The 17,851-nt window shown below is 35.1% G+C and carries 15 protein-coding genes; 7 read left to right on the top strand and 8 right to left on the bottom strand.

All coding sequences use genetic code 11. From position 1 onward, the window contains the following. Window positions 1-23: 23 nt before the first annotated feature. Window positions 24-881 (bottom strand): 23S rRNA (adenine(1618)-N(6))-methyltransferase RlmF, encoded by an 858-nt coding sequence (rlmF, locus tag AC000W_RS10795; protein WP_474748225.1) that lies wholly within the window; start codon window positions 879-881, stop codon window positions 24-26. 118 nt (window positions 882-999) lie between these two features. Here rlmF and AC000W_RS10790 point away from each other — a divergent pair, with 118 nt between their 5' ends. Continuing rightward, window positions 1,000-1,521: a PepSY domain-containing protein gene (locus AC000W_RS10790; protein ID WP_474748223.1), complete on the top strand. Its 522-nt coding sequence runs from the start codon at window positions 1,000-1,002 to the stop codon at window positions 1,519-1,521. Window positions 1,522-1,536: 15 nt separating this feature from the next. Beyond that, on the top strand, window positions 1,537-2,583 hold the full coding sequence (locus tag AC000W_RS10785) for an adenylate/guanylate cyclase domain-containing protein (RefSeq protein WP_474748221.1): 1,047 nt from the start codon (window positions 1,537-1,539) through the stop codon (window positions 2,581-2,583). A 14-nt stretch (window positions 2,584-2,597) separates the two neighbouring features. Here the strand turns inward: AC000W_RS10785 and AC000W_RS10780 are convergent, their stop codons facing one another. Continuing rightward, complete coding sequence (locus AC000W_RS10780; RefSeq protein WP_474748219.1) at window positions 2,598-3,455, bottom strand: transporter substrate-binding domain-containing protein; 858 nt, start codon at window positions 3,453-3,455, stop codon at window positions 2,598-2,600. Between the two features lie 152 nt (window positions 3,456-3,607). Between AC000W_RS10780 and AC000W_RS10775 the strand changes: the two genes are divergently transcribed. Next, complete coding sequence (locus AC000W_RS10775) at window positions 3,608-4,885, top strand: aminotransferase class V-fold PLP-dependent enzyme (RefSeq protein ID WP_474748217.1); 1,278 nt, start codon at window positions 3,608-3,610, stop codon at window positions 4,883-4,885. On the opposite strand, the gene AC000W_RS10770 is transcribed toward AC000W_RS10775, so the two are convergent. Further along, window positions 4,869-5,447 carry a pseudouridine synthase gene (locus tag AC000W_RS10770; protein WP_474748215.1) on the bottom strand — a complete coding sequence of 193 codons (579 nt, stop codon included), beginning with the start codon at window positions 5,445-5,447 and terminating at the stop codon, window positions 4,869-4,871. The two genes, AC000W_RS10775 and AC000W_RS10770, sit on opposite strands and share 17 nt — an antisense overlap. Before the next feature lie 114 nt (window positions 5,448-5,561). Here AC000W_RS10770 and AC000W_RS10765 point away from each other — a divergent pair, with 114 nt between their 5' ends. Next, window positions 5,562-8,378 (top strand): alpha/beta hydrolase family protein, encoded by a 2,817-nt coding sequence (locus AC000W_RS10765; protein ID WP_474748213.1) that lies wholly within the window; start codon window positions 5,562-5,564, stop codon window positions 8,376-8,378. Window positions 8,379-8,454: 76 nt separating this feature from the next. On the opposite strand, the gene AC000W_RS10760 is transcribed toward AC000W_RS10765, so the two are convergent. The 3 genes from AC000W_RS10760 to AC000W_RS10750 form a co-directional block, all read right to left on the bottom strand. After that, window positions 8,455-9,330, bottom strand: coding sequence for a sugar phosphate isomerase/epimerase family protein (locus tag AC000W_RS10760; protein WP_474748211.1), 876 nt, complete (start codon window positions 9,328-9,330; stop codon window positions 8,455-8,457). A 101-nt stretch (window positions 9,331-9,431) separates the two neighbouring features. Further along, window positions 9,432-10,304, bottom strand: a complete 873-nt coding sequence (locus tag AC000W_RS10755; RefSeq protein WP_474748210.1) for a sugar phosphate isomerase/epimerase family protein — start codon at window positions 10,302-10,304, stop codon at window positions 9,432-9,434. Between the two features lie 106 nt (window positions 10,305-10,410). Next, a complete protein-coding gene (locus AC000W_RS10750) occupies window positions 10,411-11,334 on the bottom strand; it encodes a DUF6268 family outer membrane beta-barrel protein (protein WP_474748208.1) in 924 nt (307 codons plus the stop codon). Window positions 11,335-11,505: 171 nt separating this feature from the next. Between AC000W_RS10750 and AC000W_RS10745 the strand changes: the two genes are divergently transcribed. The 3 genes from AC000W_RS10745 to AC000W_RS10735 are packed head-to-tail and all read left to right on the top strand — an operon-like array spanning window position 11,506 to window position 15,181. Continuing rightward, window positions 11,506-13,488, top strand: coding sequence for a hypothetical protein (locus AC000W_RS10745; RefSeq protein WP_474748206.1), 1,983 nt, complete (start codon window positions 11,506-11,508; stop codon window positions 13,486-13,488). Further along, on the top strand, window positions 13,478-14,302 hold the full coding sequence (locus AC000W_RS10740) for a DUF2490 domain-containing protein (RefSeq protein WP_474748204.1): 825 nt from the start codon (window positions 13,478-13,480) through the stop codon (window positions 14,300-14,302). Before AC000W_RS10745 ends, AC000W_RS10740 begins: the two co-directional genes overlap by 11 nt. Window positions 14,303-14,335: 33 nt before the next feature. Further along, window positions 14,336-15,181, top strand: coding sequence for an MORN repeat-containing protein (locus tag AC000W_RS10735; protein ID WP_474748202.1), 846 nt, complete (start codon window positions 14,336-14,338; stop codon window positions 15,179-15,181). Window positions 15,182-15,243: 62 nt separating this feature from the next. On the opposite strand, the gene AC000W_RS10730 is transcribed toward AC000W_RS10735, so the two are convergent. Further along, window positions 15,244-15,882 carry a response regulator gene (locus AC000W_RS10730; protein ID WP_474748201.1) on the bottom strand — a complete coding sequence of 213 codons (639 nt, stop codon included), beginning with the start codon at window positions 15,880-15,882 and terminating at the stop codon, window positions 15,244-15,246. Beyond that, a complete protein-coding gene (locus tag AC000W_RS10725) occupies window positions 15,873-17,798 on the bottom strand; it encodes a tetratricopeptide repeat-containing sensor histidine kinase (RefSeq protein ID WP_474748199.1) in 1,926 nt (641 codons plus the stop codon). Before AC000W_RS10725 ends, AC000W_RS10730 begins: the two co-directional genes overlap by 10 nt. Window positions 17,799-17,851: the final 53 nt, after the last annotated feature.

The raw sequence follows: 17,851 nt of genomic DNA, 5'->3' as shown, positions 1-17,851 counted from the left end.
TAGAAGAATCAGTAATAAGATATTTACTTGAACTTCCAGGCAACAATTCTACTTTTCTTATGGCCTTGCTCCATGGGAATTACTGTATAAGCAGCATTTAGCTTGCTCAGTTGTTTTTTGATTTTAGGTAGATTTTCGCTTTTAGAAACCAAACACGTAAAAACACCTACTTGCTTGGAAAAAACCACACTTTGCTTAATCATACGCTTAATAAACAAGGCTTCGCCTCCATTACACCAAAGCTCATTGGCTTGTCCGCCAAAATTTAATTCTAGGGTATCAGTACCTTTTAAATTACTTACTTTTTGTAGCGACCTTTTACTTGCCTCTTCCTTGGAGGCATGAAAAGGAGGATTGCAGAGTGTAAAATGAAAGTGCTCATTGGGTTGTATAATTCCTTCAAAAATACTGGCATTGTTTGGTTGGTGCCTTATTTCAATCTTATTTAAAAGTACAGGGTTTAATTTAATATTGTTTTTGGCAGATGCAACTGCTGTTTCGTCAATATCTGCCCCAACCATAGCCCAATCATAGATCTGTGTTCCCAAAATTGGGTAAATGCAATTGGCACCCACACCAATATCCAACCCCTTTATAGAACTAATAAACCCTTCTCTTTCTATAACATCTGCTATGTGGTGAATGTAATCTGCTCTTCCAGGAATGGGAGGACATAAATAGCCCTTGGGAAGCACCCAATCCGTTAGCTTATAATCCTCTAATAGAATGGCTTTGTTTAGTGCTAAAACTGCCTTAGGGTTAGAAAAATCTATAGTTTTTGTGCCGTAGTTGTTTGTGAAAACAAATTCTTTAAGTTTCTCATGACTTTTTATTAATGCCTTAAAATCATAAGGTTTATTATGAAGATTGTTTGAATGCACATGTATGTTTTCAACAAATATATAGAAGCAACCTAAACGTTCACTATTTTATAAATAGATATTCTTATTATTGCATAATAAAATATGAAGTAAGGAAATACAAAAAAGAGATTTTATTATGAGTGCTAAAGCAAAAAAATCTACAGGATTTTATATGAGAATAATCCATCGTTATTTGGGGTTTTTCCTGGCAGGAATTATGGCAATGTATGCCTTAAGTGGAGTTGTTTTAATTTTTAGAAACACGGATTTTCTTAAACAGGAAAAAGTAGTTGAAAAGCAATTGAAACCCAATATGCCCATGGAAGAATTGGGAAGAGCTGCCAGAGTTAAGAATTTTAAAGTAACAAAGGAAGAAGGTGATGTTGTTTATTTTGCCAACGGTGAGTATAATAAAATTACTGGCTTGGCTACAATACATGCCAAGGAATTACCTTTTGTTTTGGATAAAATGACCAAGATTCATAAAGCTACTACAGATAGCCCTCTATATTGGTTGAATATTTTCTTTGGGGTTTCTTTGTTGTTTTTTGTTGTCTCGGCCTTTTTTATGTTTTTACCAAAATCGGACACTTTTAAAAAAGGATTGTACTATACTTTGGGCGGAATTATCCTAACCCTTATTTTACTCTTTGTATAAAAGGGTATATAAACAATGAAATTCAGAGCCAAATATAGATGGAGGATTATTTTAACCTACATCATTGGTTGGACGCTGGCATTTCTTTTTTTGTGTGTAGTAAGAGGTGTGGGGACTATTGAAAAAAGCTCCATAACGTTTCAATTTTGGGAAGCTGTAACTGTTTCTTTTATTTTTGGCCCTTTCTTTGGAAGTATTTCTGGTTATGCACAAATACTTACTGAAGAGCGTATTTATAAACAAACTTCTATTGCCAAGTTAATATTTCTTAGGCTGCTTTTTGCCTTTTTGTTTTTGGTATTGCTCATTTTGGTTTCCTATGTGATGGTGACTACTTTTTTTGGAGAAACCAAAGGGTTGATAGCCTTTATGTTGGAGCCTGGTAGTCCGGCAATTTATTTTTATATTCTTTGTGTGGATATCTTTATGCTTGTTTTTAGGCAAGTGAGTTTACTTATTGGTGAGAATAATTTTAAGAAATTATTATCAGGTAAATTTTATACCCCAAGAGAGGAGGAGCGTATTTTTATGTTTTTAGATTTAAAATCATCTACCGCCCATGCCGAAAAACTAGGCCATATTATGTATAGTAAAATGATGCAAGATTGTTTTAATGATTTAGGTGTGGTTATGAGAAATGAGGCAGAAATTTATCAATATGTAGGTGATGAGGTCATTTTAACATGGGAATTAAAAGACGGACTAAGAAATCAGAATTGTATCAATGCATATTTTAATTTTAAAATACAACTTGTGCAAAAACAAAAAGAATATCTGAATAAATATGGATGTCTTCCATTTTTTAAAGCTGGTTTACATTCTGGTATTGTAACTGTCACCGAAGTTGGTAAATATAAAAAGGAAATTGCCTATCATGGCGACACTATTAATACGACCGCAAGAATTCAGGGTAAATGTAATGAATATAATCAAGGACTTTTGATTTCAAAAAAGTTAAAAAGCCAATTGAAAGGCTCAGAATATACTTTTAACCAATTGGGTGGCTTGGTTTTAGAAGGAAAAGAGAATAAGGTTTTGGTCTATGCAGTTACGGTTACCTAAATGCTTACATAAGGTTAATTTTGAGAAGCTCTGACTTTAATTCCCTCTAACTCCGCATCAAATATTTTTTGGTAAGTACCATCTTTTTGTCTAAGGTGTACCCATTGGTCTATATAGGCTTTAAAAGTGTGGTCTCTTGGCAGTAAATACCCCATTTCAAAAAAGTTAAAAGGGTCTTTTGGATTCACAGCTTCCAATTCGGTGTGAATTAATTCTTGCACAAGGGTTTCAACAGCATCGGTAACCATAAGGTCTGCTTTGCCATCCACAATTTTTTGAAAAACACTTAAGTTGTCATCATTATATATTAATGTTGCATTTGGGAAGTTGGCAATGGCAAACTCTTCATTGGTGCCGCCAGGATTCACAATTACTTTTACTCCCTTTTTATTAATATCCGCTATACTTTTATATTTATCAACATTTTCATCTCTGGTAATAGCTGCTTTTCCACTAGTGAGCAATGGAATACTGAAAAGAGCTTGTTGTTGTCTTGGAAGTTTTACAGTTATACCACTCATGCCAATATCAAACTTGTTGGATGCTAAGTCCTTCATTAGTGTAGGCCATGTGGTTTTAACAAATTTAACATCAACGCCCAAGGATTTTGCCAAGTCTTTGGCTAATTCAATATCTACTCCATAAAAGGCATTACTTTCAATATCTAATTGATAAGTGAAGGGAGAAAAATCGCCTGTAGTACCTACTCTTAATGTTTTGGTTCTTAGAATATTATCCAAAATGGATTCTGATGGGGCAGAAGTGGTCGTATGGTTTGTAGCAACTGTAGCGGAGACGCATCCAGCAAGAAAAATAACAAATAGAAGGCTAAAAATACTAGCTACTTTAATTCTTAGTATTGATTTATTCATAAGTAATAGGTGTTCTTTTGGATTATGAATCTACTTAAAAGTACTACGTACAGTCATTAAATATGTTAAAAAGGGATTCAATAATTAAGAATATCTAACCCCAATTTTTTAAGTTATTCTGTAAATTTAGCAAAAGATAAAATACACTTCCTATGAACCAACGCAGATCCTTCCTTAAAACCAGTTCTCTTGCCGCAATATCAATGCCTTTTATGTCATTTGACGCGAAAAAAAATTGGTCGTTGACAAACTTGACTAAGAACAATGAACTAGGTGAGGATTATTGGAAAATGGTGCGCAAGCAATTTCCTTTAAAAGAGGGAATGACCTATTTTAACAATGGCACCATGGGACCTTCTTCGGGTTATGTTCTAGACACCATGATGAACCATATGCTGCATTGGGGCGAACAAGCAGCAACAATTGATTATAAAAATGGCTCGGGACCAGAATTATTAACAGGTTATTTTCCTTATGAAGAGTTACGTACAAAGTTGGGAAAAATTATTAACTGTGATTTTAAAGAACTATCCCTTACACAAAATGCAACTTTTGGGATGAACTATGTTGGGATGGGTCTTGATTTAAAAAAAGGGGATGAGGTATTAAACACTAATCAGGAGCATGGTGGTGGGTTTGGTGCTTGGCAATTGTTGGCAAAAAGAAAGGGATGTGTTTATAAGCAAGCAACAATGCCCGTTCCTGCAAATGACCCTAATGAGGTGGTTGATGCAATTTTTAAAGAAGTCACTAAAAAAACCAAAGTAATAGCGATACCCCATATAGTATCTGGTTATGGTACAGTAATGCCGGTAAAGGAAATTTGTGCTGAGGCAAAAAAGCGGGGAATTTTCACCATTTTGGATGGTGCGCAATGTGTGGGTCAAATTAAGGTGGATGTAAAGGATATTGGATGCGATGCTTATTATTCCAGTCTTCATAAATGGTTATTGGCTCCCGCAGGGAGTGGTATTTTGTATGTTAATAAAGATGTTGCACCTACTATTTGGACAACAATAGCCAGTTACAACTGGGATAACCAAGAAGACCACGGATTTAGAATGATGCAAACAGGGACAGGAAATGCGGCCTTGTTGGCAGGTTTTGATGCAGCGGTGGATTTTTTTAATACAATTGGACATGATAGATGGATTTCTAGAATAAAGGAACTAGGGTCTTATTTACGAAATGGATTAAAGGAAATGAGGCATGTAACTATACATTCTTCCATCAACGAGGATATGGCAGCAGGAATAACAACCTATACTGTCGCAGGAATTTCAGGCCCAGATTTACAAAAAACAATGTGGGAAAAAGAAAAATTACAGCCACGCTCCGTGGGAGCAGAAATGATGAGACACTCTGTTCACATTTATAATTCCAAAGAAGAAATAGACAGAGCCTTAAAAGTCATTAAAGAACTGGCATAGGTTCTACAATCCCAGGCATAAGGTTTCCTAATTCTATATTCCCAACACGAACCCTTATTAGCCTAAGGGTGGGAAACCCCACAGCAGCGGTCATTTTGCGAACCTGTCTAAACTTCCCTTCGGTGATGGTGATGCTTATCCATGAATTGGGTCGGTGTCTTCCTAGACGTATTTTTTCATTAGGCTCTGGTAGGTTAGGGGTTTCTATTTTTTTCGCTTGACATGATTTGGTAATGTACTTTTTGCCTTCAAAACCAATTTCCACTCCTATTGTTAATTCATCTATAGCCTCATGGGTTATTTCACCATCCAATTGGGCATAGTATTCTTTTTCCATACCAGAACGGTTAATGGTGTCACTCAGTTTCCCATCAGTTGTGAGAAGCAATAGACCTTCAGATTTCTCATCCAAGCGACCAATGGGCATCACTCCTTTTGGGAAGTCATACAAATTGCTCAAGAACTTCTTTTTTTGAAGTTGTTTCTCACTATTGGAACTTAACTGACTAAGCACGCCACATGGTTTATAGATTTTATAATGTTGGTGTTTTGTTTTGGACATTACGTGCGTAATATTTATGTATTTTCAGAATCTCATAAAATAGAGACTTGGGTTTTTTGGTGTTATATTAATTGACTATTTTCAGAAGGAAATTACCAACAAACATCAAATATAATGAAGCTAGTTATCTCTACATTTTTAATATTCCTTTCATTAAGCATTTATTCGCAAAAAAAAGTACTGGACCATTCCGATGTTGATTTATGGAGCACCATTAAAAATAAATCCATCTCCAATAATGGAAATTTTATAATGTATTCTCTGGAAAAAGGCGAAAAGGACAGTCAACTTAAAATCAAGGATGCTAAAACTAACCTTGTTTTTAAACATGAAAGGGCGGAGAAAGGCCAATTTACTTACAATTCTGGATTTGCGTTGTTTACTATTAAAGCATGGAAAGATTCTATTGCAGATATGAAAAGAAGAAAAGTAAAGAAGGAAAAGCTTCCAAAGGACTCTTTGGGAATTTACAATTTAAAAGAAGAAAGCCTTGTTAAGATTGGAAATGTAAAATCATACAAAGTCCCGAAAAAATGGTCTAGCCACATTGCATATTTACTTGAGGAAATCAAAGCAAAAAAAGATACGGTAAAGAATGCAGATAAAAAGGTTGATGAAAAAGAGAAAGATGAGAAGAAGAAAAAGAAAAAGTTGAAAAAGGTTGGAAAAGACAATGGCTACCATCTTGTCATTAGAAATTTAATTTCTGAGAAGCAAGACACCATAAAATATGTAACAGACTATGTTTTTGCCAAAGAAGGGAAACAATTATCTTTTGTAACCACCGGTAATGATAGCCTTATGAAAGCAGGTGTTTATATAATGAATTTGGAGAATGAAATGCTTACACACGTATATGAGGCAGAAAAATCCAAATACTATCAATTAAATTTTAGTGAGTCAGGAAAAAAACTGGGCTTTGTTGTTGATAATGATACAACAAAGGCATATGTAAGGCCCAATGAGCTTTATATATGGAAAGATGGTACTTCTATGGCAGAGAAATTATTGGACGGTACCTCTAGCCCCAAAGGATATAGGGTTTCATCGGATGGTAAAATCAGTTTTTCTAAAGATGAGACTAAATTATACTTCGGTTTGGCCACTCCGGCAATTGTTCAGGATACTTTGTTAAACGATGATGAAATAGTGAATGTAGAAGTTTGGACCTATGATGAACCAAGGTTGTATACAGTACAAGAGCTTCAGGTTAAAAAGGACAAGGAGAAAGCATACCAAACAGTTATTCATTTAAACAATAGTAACCAACTAGTACAACTGGGAACCACTTCCTATCCTAATGTATTGCTTGGAAATGAAGGAAATGCACCTTATGCCCTAGTAAGTAACCCAGAACCATATCAGTTAGAAAGCCAATGGAATGGGGTATGGACGAACGATTATGCTGTTGTAAATACGGTTACTGGAGAAACAATAAAGGCATTGACTAATATTGGTTCAACTGCACGTTTAAGCCCAGAAGGAAAATATGCTTATGGATATAGTCCAGCAGATAGCACATGGTTCGCCTACGGAATTGCCACTGGAAAACGTGTTGATTTAACTAAGGGAAAACTCTTTTATAATGAGTTGAATGATTCACCAAGGCATCCCAGTTCTTACGGTATTGCTGGTTGGACAGAGAATGATGAAGCCCTTCTGATTTATGATCGATATGATATTTGGAAATTTAACCCCAATGATGGAACAAGCACTAAGCTTACAAATGGAAGAGCTGATAAAACCACCTATAGATATGTAAGACTGGATAACGAAGAGCGATTTTTAGATACGAATGAGAAATGGCTGTTCTCCACCTTCAATGAGGTCAATAAACATTCAGGTTATTATGAATTTATTCCAAAGTCCAATAGAGGAAAACAATTTGTAACTGGACCATATAGATATTCTAGACCTATAAAATCTCAATTAGGTAATAACCTCATATTTACTAGAGAGTCTTTTCAGGAATTCCCAAATATCCGAGTGTCGGATTTAAGCTTTAAAAAGGACGCCATAGTAAGTAATGCCAATCCACAACAAAAGAACTACAATTGGGGGACATCTGAGCTTGTAAGCTGGATTTCTCTAGATGGAAAAAAATTAACGGGAATGCTCATAAAACCGGAAGACTTTGACCCAAACAAGAAGTATCCAATGATCGTAAATTTCTATGAAAAAAGCTCCAATGGACTTTTTAGACACAGAGCACCCTCTTATGGACGGTCAACTATAAATTATAGCTTTTATACAAGTAGAGGTTATGTAATTTTTAACCCAGATGTGTATTATCGTATTGGATACCCTGGTGAGAGCGCCTATAATTGTGTAATTCCAGGAATTACATCTTTAATAGAAAAAGGATTTGTAGATAAGGATAATATTGGTGTGCAAGGACACAGCTGGGGAGGATATCAAATAGCGTACTTGGTCACAAAAACAGATATTTTTAAGGCAGCAGAGTCTGGTGCTCCCGTTCCCAATATGATTAGTGCCTATGGAGGCATACGTTGGGGAACAGGTTTAAGTAGGCAGTTTCAATACGAGCATACACAAAGTAGGCTAGGAGGAACACCATGGGAGTACCCATCTAGATATATTGAAAATTCACCCATTTTTAATTTGGATAAGATAAACACACCCCTCTTGGTTATGCATAACGATGCTGATGGGCATGTGCCTTGGTATCAAGGAATTGAGTTCTTTGTTAGTTTAAGACGTTTAGGCAAACCGTCTTGGTTTTTAAATTATAATGGCGAACCACATTGGCCTTTAAAACTTCAAAACAGAAAAGATTTTAACTTACGTATGGCCCAATTTTTTGACCACTATTTAAAAGATGCCCCAAAACCAGTATGGATGAAACGCGGTGTGCCTGCTATTGAAAAGGGAATCAACCAAGGATATGAACTGCTAGATGGTTCAGAATAGCAACAGTAAAACTTACTTTCCATAAAAAAAGGAGAAAACTAAATGTTTTCTCCTTTTAACTTTGGTCTCGTTAAAATTATTTAAACCCAATTTTCTTTAACCCAGCATGACTGATTTTAATTGCCTCTAGGGGTTCTTCATTAAAAGTTCTGTCTTGTTCTACTAAATAGTATTTCATTCCAGATTTCTTTTTGTTGGCTAGAATTTCAGTAAAATCTATGCTGCCAGTACCAACAGGAGCAAACCTACCTTGGTCATCCATATCTTTTACATGCCAGCTTTTAAAGCGTTTTGGGTATTTATTAAAATAGGCTATTGGGTCTGCACCTGCTTTGGTTACCCAAAATAAATCCATCTGAAAGTTTACATACTTTGGGTCACAGTGTTCCAACAAATATTCAATCGGCACAACACCATCCTTATCTTTTTTAAATTCAAAATCATGATTGTGGTATAACAATTTAAGACCATGTTTTTTGGCTTTTTTACCCAGTGTAGTTAGAACAGTAGCAAGTTCTTGGTTACTGCACGTCATACCCATGGACTGGGTTTCTTGATAATATTTAAAATAGCCCATAGGAGGAACGGGAACCACAAAATATTTAAACCCAGCAGCTTTTGCACTGGCAAATTCTTTATCTGCATTGTCCAATGTTATAGAAGACTGGTGTGTACTCAATGGTTTTAACTTCATCTGCATTAGTAACTTTTTAAATGCAGAGGGTGTCATGTTATAGTATTTCCCATCTTTATAGCCAGCAGCTTCAACGTTTTTATATCCGGCATCGGCAACAGCTTTTAAAGTGCCAATGGCATCTGTACCCATTGCATCTCTTACTGTATAAAGTGCTAATCCCCCAAATTTTTCTTGGGCGGTACTTATTGTTGACACTCCTAAAAAGAGCGTAATTATTACAAGTTTAAGAGTCGATTTAATAAAAGAAGTGTTCATTGGGTAGTTTTTTGAGTTAATTAAAAGAGAATTTTAAAAAAATTAAATGATTATGTAAAAAATGGAATGACAAGTTAGATATCTTTTGTCAATTTGTTTTGTTATTTAAAACCAAATTTCAATAATCCCTTATGGCTCATTTTTATGGCCTCTAGAGGTTCCATAGTAAAGGTTCTGTCTTGCTCCACCATGTAATATTTCATTCCAGATTTCTTTTTGTTGGCTAGAATTTCAGCAAAATCTATACTGCCAGTGCCAACAGGGGCAAACCTACCTTGGTCATCCATATCTTTTACATGCCAACTTTTAAATCGCTTTGGGTATTTATTAAAATAGGCTATTGGGTCTGCACCAGCTTTGGTTACCCAGTATAAATCCATTTGAAAGTTTACATACTTTGGGTCACAGTGCTCCAACAGATATTCAATGGGTACAATTCCATCTTTATCTTTTTTAAATTCAAAATCATGATTGTGGTATAACAATTTAAGCCCATGCTTTTTTGCTTTTTTCCCCAACGTGGTAAGAATTTCTGCCAATTGGGCATTGGTAATGAACATTGTTCGCTGGTTGTTCTCATCCCTTCCATAATGACCCATTGGGGGAATTGGCACAACAAAATACTTAAAACCCGCAGCCTTAGCACTAGTAAATTCTTTATCTGCATTGTCCAATGTTATGGAAGACTGGTGCGTACTCATTGGTTTCAACTTCATTTGCTTTAAAAGTCTTTTAAATGCAGATGGTGTCATATTATAATACTCTCCATCTTTATAACCAGCAGCTTCAATATTTTTGTAATTGGCATCTGCTACTGCCTTTAAGGTGCCTATAGCATCTGTTCCCATTGCATCTCTTACCGTATAAAGAGCAAGTCCACCAACTTTTTCTTGGGCAGAACTATTGAATACAACTCCAATTAAGAAGGATAGAAGTATAAGTTTAATTGATGATTTTACTAGGGTAATTTTCATGGTTTTTTTAGTTATTTATTGTTCTTTAAAAATACTAAATGTTTCTATATGAATTACAATCTAATAAAAGGAGCAGTAGTAGAATTAACACCCAAAATAAAAGCATTCAATCTTTAAAGTGAAACCTATATATAAGCTCAAACTTACCGATTATACCATCATCAAAACGCTGGTTTAATTGGGTCCTGTCATCACCAAAATAGATGGAGCTCAGAGAAAGGGTTACTTTGTCATCTTCATCAAACAATCGATAATTTCTGGCGATGGAATACCCTAATTTAGTTTTTAAGATTAAGGATTTGGTTAACGGTAATCCCAAATAAAAATAAAAATCATTGGAGGATTTGTTAAGATATCTTGCATTGTTCCCAAAAGTTGAATTGTTAAGGTGATAACTCCCGGCAAGACTTTCAAAAAACAAGCCTGCCCATATGCTTTTGTTTAGTTTGTAATTCAAATCCGCAGAAGCTGGTAAAATGGCGTTCAGTTCAAATTTGTTGTTCGGACTTTTATAATAAACCCCTAACAAGGGCACTATTAAAGGCCCAAATCGTTCTGTATTTGCATAAACCCCAAATTTATAGGAAAGGCGGTCCGTTTTTTTAATGCTTATCAACCCAAGCACTCCAAATTGAACATCTTTTTTATGAATATTCCCAAAATCTGAAGACAGTCTTGGAATCAACATGTATGTGCCAGATACTTTTTTTGAATGAACCAGATTGAGACCAAACTCCATAGCCATGTACCCCACGGTACTTGTGGAAGGAAGGCTAGTATCCAATAACAAGGTATTTGTCTGGGCTGAAAAACCCGTAAGGAATACTGTTTTTTCATTTAATACAAAAGGGAAATCAAGTTGTATATCCAATTGTTCTACTTTGGTAGATTGCTCACCCGTTTCAAAACTATTGGATGGGGTATTGGAATATGAAATGATTGCCAAATCTAGATAGTTTTGTGCCATTGTAAAGGCAACACCAAATAACATGAAAGCAATTACCAAGATTTTGGATAAGAATTTTTTCATTGTATTTGCGTAATATAAATGGGGAAGCTATTACCGTCTAAGATACAACTGAAAAAAATAAAACCATAGAGAAAGTGATTATAACCTACACAATAATATTGAAAACTAATTAAAAGAGTTCTTTAAAATCCAAAATGCATTATTTTTCGTAAAATAGGTAACACTATATTTATGACTGGTTTTTTTTATGACATGATTCGGTTACGAATTCCATCTATTTTACTATTCTTCACTTTATTTTACTGTTTTTTCATCTCTTGGAATGCACACTCTCAAGAGACTCAATCATATGAAGGCCCATTGAGACTTGGAAAGTATGAGGGGGCAGTTAATTACACCTTTAAGACTGTAGGAAATGACACTGTGTTTCATGGCCCTTTTGAAATGGAGCGCTCCAATTTGGATGCTTTATTGAAAAAGGAAGATGCTTCTTTTTTGTTTAAGGGAGCTTTTGAAAATGGGCAAGCAGAAGGTCCTTGGACATTTCAATTTGGAGAATTTCAATCAGGTAGTCAATCCAGTGTGGTGGATTATGAATATCGGGTACTCATTAGTGGTATTCAAGAAGAAGGCAATGGTGTCATTACCAATGGAAAACCAGATGGAGTATGGTTCTATCAGGTGAGCCAGATTAAAGACTCAGAAATTGAGCATATTCTTTTTAAGAGCGAAATCACTTTTAAGGAAGGTATCCCCCAACAAAATTTTAAAATTGAAGATATAGAGTATGCCCTTGTTGGGCGCTTTCTCCGTAACGGACTTGCCCATGATGAGTGGTCGGCATTTGCTACCAATGACATAAACAATAGTGAGAGTTGGCTTTTTGAGGATGGAGTTTTAAGAAAAATCAAGATTGTCGAAGGCGATAAAGTCCAGGATATTGATGTATTTAACGATACAAGCAGTAAGTTTAGGACAATATCTTTAGATGAGGCTTTTATAAAGATTGTCAAAGCAACTCTTGCCTCAAAAAATTTAATAAATATTTCAATGGGGATACCAAACCTGTTGGGTCAAAATTTAAAGTATTACCAAAAGATAGATAGTCTATTGGTGCAACTGGAATCCTCTGATTTTCAACCCGATTTTAAAGCAAAGGTGCCTTACTACCCAATTGACTCCCTTGGAAAATCTCAGCTGGACACTATTTTAAAAAACATAAAGATTGCAAAGGCCAGTAGTGCTTCGCTTTTAGAAAATAGCCACCTAAACATTATAAAAAGGACCAATGAAGATGCCTTGTTCTACTACAATACAGTAGTGAATATTTCAAAACAATTTCTTGACCCCATGGAAGAACTCATGGAATATGGTGAAGACGGAATATTGGAATATTTAAATATGCCATCATTAATTAAGGAGTTATGGCCAAATGGAAAACCAAAAACCAGCCTGGAAGTTAATGTAGGAAGCAATAAAAGAGCCTTTGAGCTTCCCAATGCAATAGATTATAATTTTGAAGGTGACAACCTAGCTGCACTTCTTCAAATAAGTAATTATGCCAGAAAGGGTTTGGAATCCATTTCAAAAAAACTATCCAGCCAACTGTACGATCAAGAACAATTGCAAGTGTTGAATGGGGTAGAGGAAGACCTTATTGATAAAAACCAATTGCTCCTAAAAAGCATAGATTCTGTTTTAGATGAAATTCCTGGGGATTATAAAAAAACCCTTCAAAGAATAAAGGACATAGAGAGTTCTCATTTAAATGAATATGCTTCTATAAAAAATTCAGAAGAAAAGCTACTGCTTGGGAATAAGTTTAAAACATGCTTTTCTAATTATAATGAACTGGCCGAAACTATAATATCCCAGCCAGACAAAATAAAAGAAATCAAGGAAATGTATCTGGATACTATTTGGAATCCGTTTATGGCAAACGTCATGGAAGAAGAAGTGAAGAAAAGGGTAATTGATGCCTATTCTGAAATAGTGGTACCATACTTTCTTAATGAAACGAGCACCGGACTCAACTGTGACAATGTGGTGGATATGAACAACCAAATCAATCAAATGAATAAGCGAATGGTGGAGTTGAGGGAACAAAATACAAAAAAGCTGGAACGTAAGCTTAGAAAGGAAAAGAATCCCATTGAAATCATCAATTTACTTCAACAGAAATCAACAGCCAAAGTAGGTAGGAATGAGCATTAAACACACCCCTTTAATTTGGCTTGTATTTTTTTTGTTTAGCCTTCCACAAACTATAATGGCACAAGAGGAAGAAATATTGCCTTCCTACTCCAAGTATAAAGACCCAAAGACCAAGGTTTGGTTCAATACCTATGGAAACATTCGCATTGGCAAAAGATTCTTTTGGGATGCGCAGACCCATTTTCGTTTTCAGGAAACCAAAAACACTCCTTTTATAGGGCAAATAGGACAGATTTATAATAGACATGCCATTGGGTACATTCATTCCAAAAAGACAAATTTTAGTTTGGGTGGAGTAGTGCGTATCAATTTTAATACGGATGAGGATTCCGAAGATAGAAATGTGGTTCCAGAATGGCGGATATGGCATCAGTATCAATTTGCCATGCCCTTTTATAGTGCTATGCTTTATCATAGAATTAGGATAGAGCATAGATGGACTCAAGGTTTTGAAGAAAATAGCGAATATATTTTTAGGAATAGGTGGCGATATATGTTCAGGGCAAAAATTCCTTTAAACGACCATAAGTTAAAACCCAAGACTATTTATATATCTCCAGAGGCCGAACTCATTATGCAAAGTGGAAAGAAAGTTGTGGCAAGCCCCATGGAAGATTTGCGTTTGACGACGACGGTTGGTTACATTGCCACTCCACGTTTGACGTTTGCAGCAGGGCTCATGTACTCACAGGGACAAGACCTATACAATGGTGGATATTACAAACAAGCATGGACCATGCGTTTTCATATGTACTTTTCTCCGGATTTTAGAAAAGTAAAAAATAAGCTTCCCGAAATCCATTTGAACGATTAAGTCGTATGTATGAATGTTCTTAACCTTTTGAATATGAAATTTAAGAAACCATTTGCCTACTTCACCCTTGCCATTGCAGTTATTGGAATGCTTTTTTTTGGGATTAAATCCAATAGTTTAAAAAATAAACTGATCCTTTTGGAAGCCCAGCAAAGTGGCCTGGCGGAAAAATTGGATAGTTATGAGCAATTGGTGAGAATAGATTCCATCTTACTGCAAGGTGATTATGATACTGCCATTGAATCTTACACGGCTACCAACGATGTACAATGGGAAAATAAAATGGGTATTCCCTTGCGTATTGCACTTGCGGAAAAGTTATTGGAAGACAAAACAAGTGGAAATCATCAGCAAGAAGAGAAAAATTTACCTTTGGATACCTTGGCTGAAGTGGTAGAAAAAAATCCGTTTGAAATCAGAAAATTGGATTCCCTTAATTTTGTATTGGAAAAGACCAAGGTGCAATTGACACAAGTAAAGCACCAGTTGAAACAGAAATCTTTTGGCGGGTATCTACAATTCAAGAGTAAAAAAGGCAATCTGTTGCATTATGTGGGAGAGGTGAAAAATGAAAAAGCAAATGGTTTTGGGATAGCTCTATTAGACTCTGGAAGTCGTTATGAAGGCCAATGGAAAAACAATGAGAGACAGGGAGAAGGCACATTTTATTGGCCTGATGGGGAATATTATGTAGGAACGTACCAAAATGACAAACGAAGCGGTTATGGCACTTACTATTGGCCGAACGGTGAGAAATACGCTGGTGAGTGGGAAGAGGACAAGCGTAGTGGTATTGGGGAATTCTTTGCAGCTGATGGTGATTTGGTTGCCGGTGGCGAATGGAAAGATGATAAATTGGTAACTGTCAACGAAAAATGACATGAACATGCATTATGATTATGCCATTTTAATTCCATTGGTAGCTCTATAGCATTTTTACATTATAATAATTCTTTTTCCATTGCAATTTTAATAATGCCTACACTGTTTTTAGCTCCGAGTTTACTCATAATATTCATGCGATGACTTTCTACAGTTTTTGGACTGATAAATAATTTATCAGAAATCTGTTGGGTTGTTAACTCTTCTGAAATTGCCTTTAAAACATCCAGTTCTCTCCGAGTTAGATTGGGTTTAAGCCCATTGTCGTTTGTCATCTGTTTTGGAGATTGATTTAGGAGTTTTTTATGAATATCGCTCTGTAAAAATAATTCTCCTGCCAACACAGCCTTAATGGCTTTTAAAAGTTCAATTTTATCTGTATTCTTTAGGAGATAACCATTAACTCCATTCTTGAGCATTCTTTTAACAAAAGAAATATCCTCAAAATTGGTTAATGCAATTATCTTTAAGTCGGTATACTTATGGCGTAGTTTTTTACATAAATCAACACCATTAATATCCGGTAAATTTACGTCGAGGAGAAGTACATCTGGATTGTCTTTTTCAATATGTTGTAAGGTGCTACTAGCAGAATTGTATGTTCCAACAACATTAATTTCGTCTATACTTTGCAGCATTGAAACTACCCCTTCAATGACCATTTGATGGTCATCTGTTATCGCAATTCTTATGCACATGGCAACTCATTTTTATTCATGGTTATTGAATAGGAAGTACCTTCTGTATTTGAAATTACATCTATATCTGCCTTCAGGTAATCTACTCTGGATTTTATATTGTTAAGCCCAATTCCATTTGTGTGTTTTTCCTCTACATTAAAGCCTTTGCCATTATCCTCTACGGTGAGCTGAATCTCATCATCTCTACAACTCAGTTGTACATTAATTAAAGTAGCCTCAGCGTGTTTTAAAGCATTTATTATAAGCTCCTGGGCTATCCTAAAGATGTTCACCTCTGCATTTTTTGACAATTCTATTTCACTGCCCATATGCTGAAATAAAATGCTTGGCTCATGAATGGCATTTGTATTCTCGCAATATTCGGTTAAAGCTTCAGAAAGATTAAAATTCTCCAAAGAAGGAGGTACTAAGTTATGAGAAATTGCCCTTACTTGCTTGCAAGAATCATCAATCATAGTTATGGCTTCATTAATTACTTTATTATTCTTTTCAAGTAAAGAAGACAATTTAAATTTTATGGCCGATAAATCCCCGTTAACCCCATCATGCAATTCTTTTGCAATCCTAAAGCGTTCTTTTTCTTCACCTTTAATTAAGGATTCCAGTGTTTTTATTTGATGCTCCCTTTTAAGCGTGGTAATTTCTTGGTTTTTCCTTTTTTGACGTTGTCTAAAAATAAACCCTAAAAGAAATAAAGCACCCAGTAAAGAATACAACAAAGTATTTCTTCTATTTAAAGCATTGCTTGTTTTTTCAATTTCTAAACGTTGCGCCAATATTTCTTCATTTTTAGTAGCGGTTTCGTACTTGGCTTCAGTTTCGGCAATGTTTTTAAGGTTTTCAGTCTGTAATATGCTGTCTTTGTAAACACTATAAAGCTTATAACTTGCTAAAGCTTTTGCTGGGTTCTTCCAATCGTCAAAAGTGTTACTTTTTGCCAAGTAAATATCGGCCACTAAATCATGGTCTTTTATTTCTTTTGCTAACTGTAGCGCAGTTTTAAAGTGTGACTCAGCGTTTGATTTTTGCAAAAGTTTACCATAAGTACTTCCCAGTTGGTAATGGGTTTCGGACAATTCTTTTTTATTACTCAGTTTTTCTCTTATTGCAAAAGCTTTATTTAGGAACTCTAGAGATTTTTGATAGTCATTTTTCTTTTCATAAACAGTACCAAGGTTTTGATAATTTCTCGCTATTTCTTTTTCGTTATCCGAGGCTACATTTGCTTCTAGAGATTGGTTAAAATAGTTGAGGGCTTCATCATACTCATGCATTTCTACATATTTGGCACCAACTCCGTTTAAAATAGTGCCAAGGGCATACTGTATGCTTGGATTTTCACTTTTCTCAGATATTGCAACAGCTTCCTTTAATAAGGAAATAGATTTTTCATGATTTTCTAAAATATCATAGACATTAGACAGGTTATTTAGCTTAATGAACTTACCATATTCATTGTTGTTTTTATCATCATCACGAATACCTTCATAATAAACATCTACCGCTTTTTGGTATTCCCCAGTACTTTTGTACAACATACCCAATGAGGAATATAATGCAGACATGTTCATACTATGCGTCGTAGAAATTTCATGTGATTTGTTATAGTACACTTCTGCAGAATCTGGTCTGTCTGAAAATAAAAAAGCATTCCCCAAGTATAAATTAGACTTAGCTCTTACAGGGTGGTATTTTATTCTATTTGCAAAAATATTTGCCTGTTTGCCATAAATTATGGCTGTATCATTGTTTTGATATAAATAGTAATATGATAAATCATTTAAAATTTGAGCCTTAATAGTATCTTCCTGTTTTTTAGAAAGTTCAATTTTTAAACTGTCTATTATTTTACCAGTTTGAGCAGGTAATATTGAAAAAAACAGCAATGCGATGAGTATGTAGAGTGAGCGCATTAAATCAACTTATAATTTTATAGAAAGAAAGATAACACATCTATTTTAAATAG

This window comes from Saonia sp. (genome assembly GCF_056326165.1).
This window is presented reverse-complemented; position numbering and strand designations above follow the sequence as displayed.

Coding starts and splice junctions, on each gene's coding strand:
- AC000W_RS10790 (WP_474748223.1), top strand. CDS start 1,000: ATGAGTGCTAAAGCAAAAAAATCTACAGGATTTTATATGAGAATAATC.
- AC000W_RS10785 (WP_474748221.1), top strand. CDS start 1,537: ATGAAATTCAGAGCCAAATATAGATGGAGGATTATTTTAACCTACATC.
- AC000W_RS10780 (WP_474748219.1), bottom strand. CDS start 3,455: ATGAATAAATCAATACTAAGAATTAAAGTAGCTAGTATTTTTAGCCTT.
- AC000W_RS10775 (WP_474748217.1), top strand. CDS start 3,608: ATGAACCAACGCAGATCCTTCCTTAAAACCAGTTCTCTTGCCGCAATA.
- AC000W_RS10770 (WP_474748215.1), bottom strand. CDS start 5,447: ATGTCCAAAACAAAACACCAACATTATAAAATCTATAAACCATGTGGC.
- AC000W_RS10765 (WP_474748213.1), top strand. CDS start 5,562: ATGAAGCTAGTTATCTCTACATTTTTAATATTCCTTTCATTAAGCATT.
- AC000W_RS10760 (WP_474748211.1), bottom strand. CDS start 9,330: ATGAACACTTCTTTTATTAAATCGACTCTTAAACTTGTAATAATTACG.
- AC000W_RS10755 (WP_474748210.1), bottom strand. CDS start 10,304: ATGAAAATTACCCTAGTAAAATCATCAATTAAACTTATACTTCTATCC.
- AC000W_RS10750 (WP_474748208.1), bottom strand. CDS start 11,334: ATGAAAAAATTCTTATCCAAAATCTTGGTAATTGCTTTCATGTTATTT.
- AC000W_RS10745 (WP_474748206.1), top strand. CDS start 11,506: ATGACTGGTTTTTTTTATGACATGATTCGGTTACGAATTCCATCTATT.
- AC000W_RS10740 (WP_474748204.1), top strand. CDS start 13,478: ATGAGCATTAAACACACCCCTTTAATTTGGCTTGTATTTTTTTTGTTT.
- AC000W_RS10735 (WP_474748202.1), top strand. CDS start 14,336: ATGAAATTTAAGAAACCATTTGCCTACTTCACCCTTGCCATTGCAGTT.
- AC000W_RS10730 (WP_474748201.1), bottom strand. CDS start 15,882: ATGTGCATAAGAATTGCGATAACAGATGACCATCAAATGGTCATTGAA.
- AC000W_RS10725 (WP_474748199.1), bottom strand. CDS start 17,798: ATGCGCTCACTCTACATACTCATCGCATTGCTGTTTTTTTCAATATTA.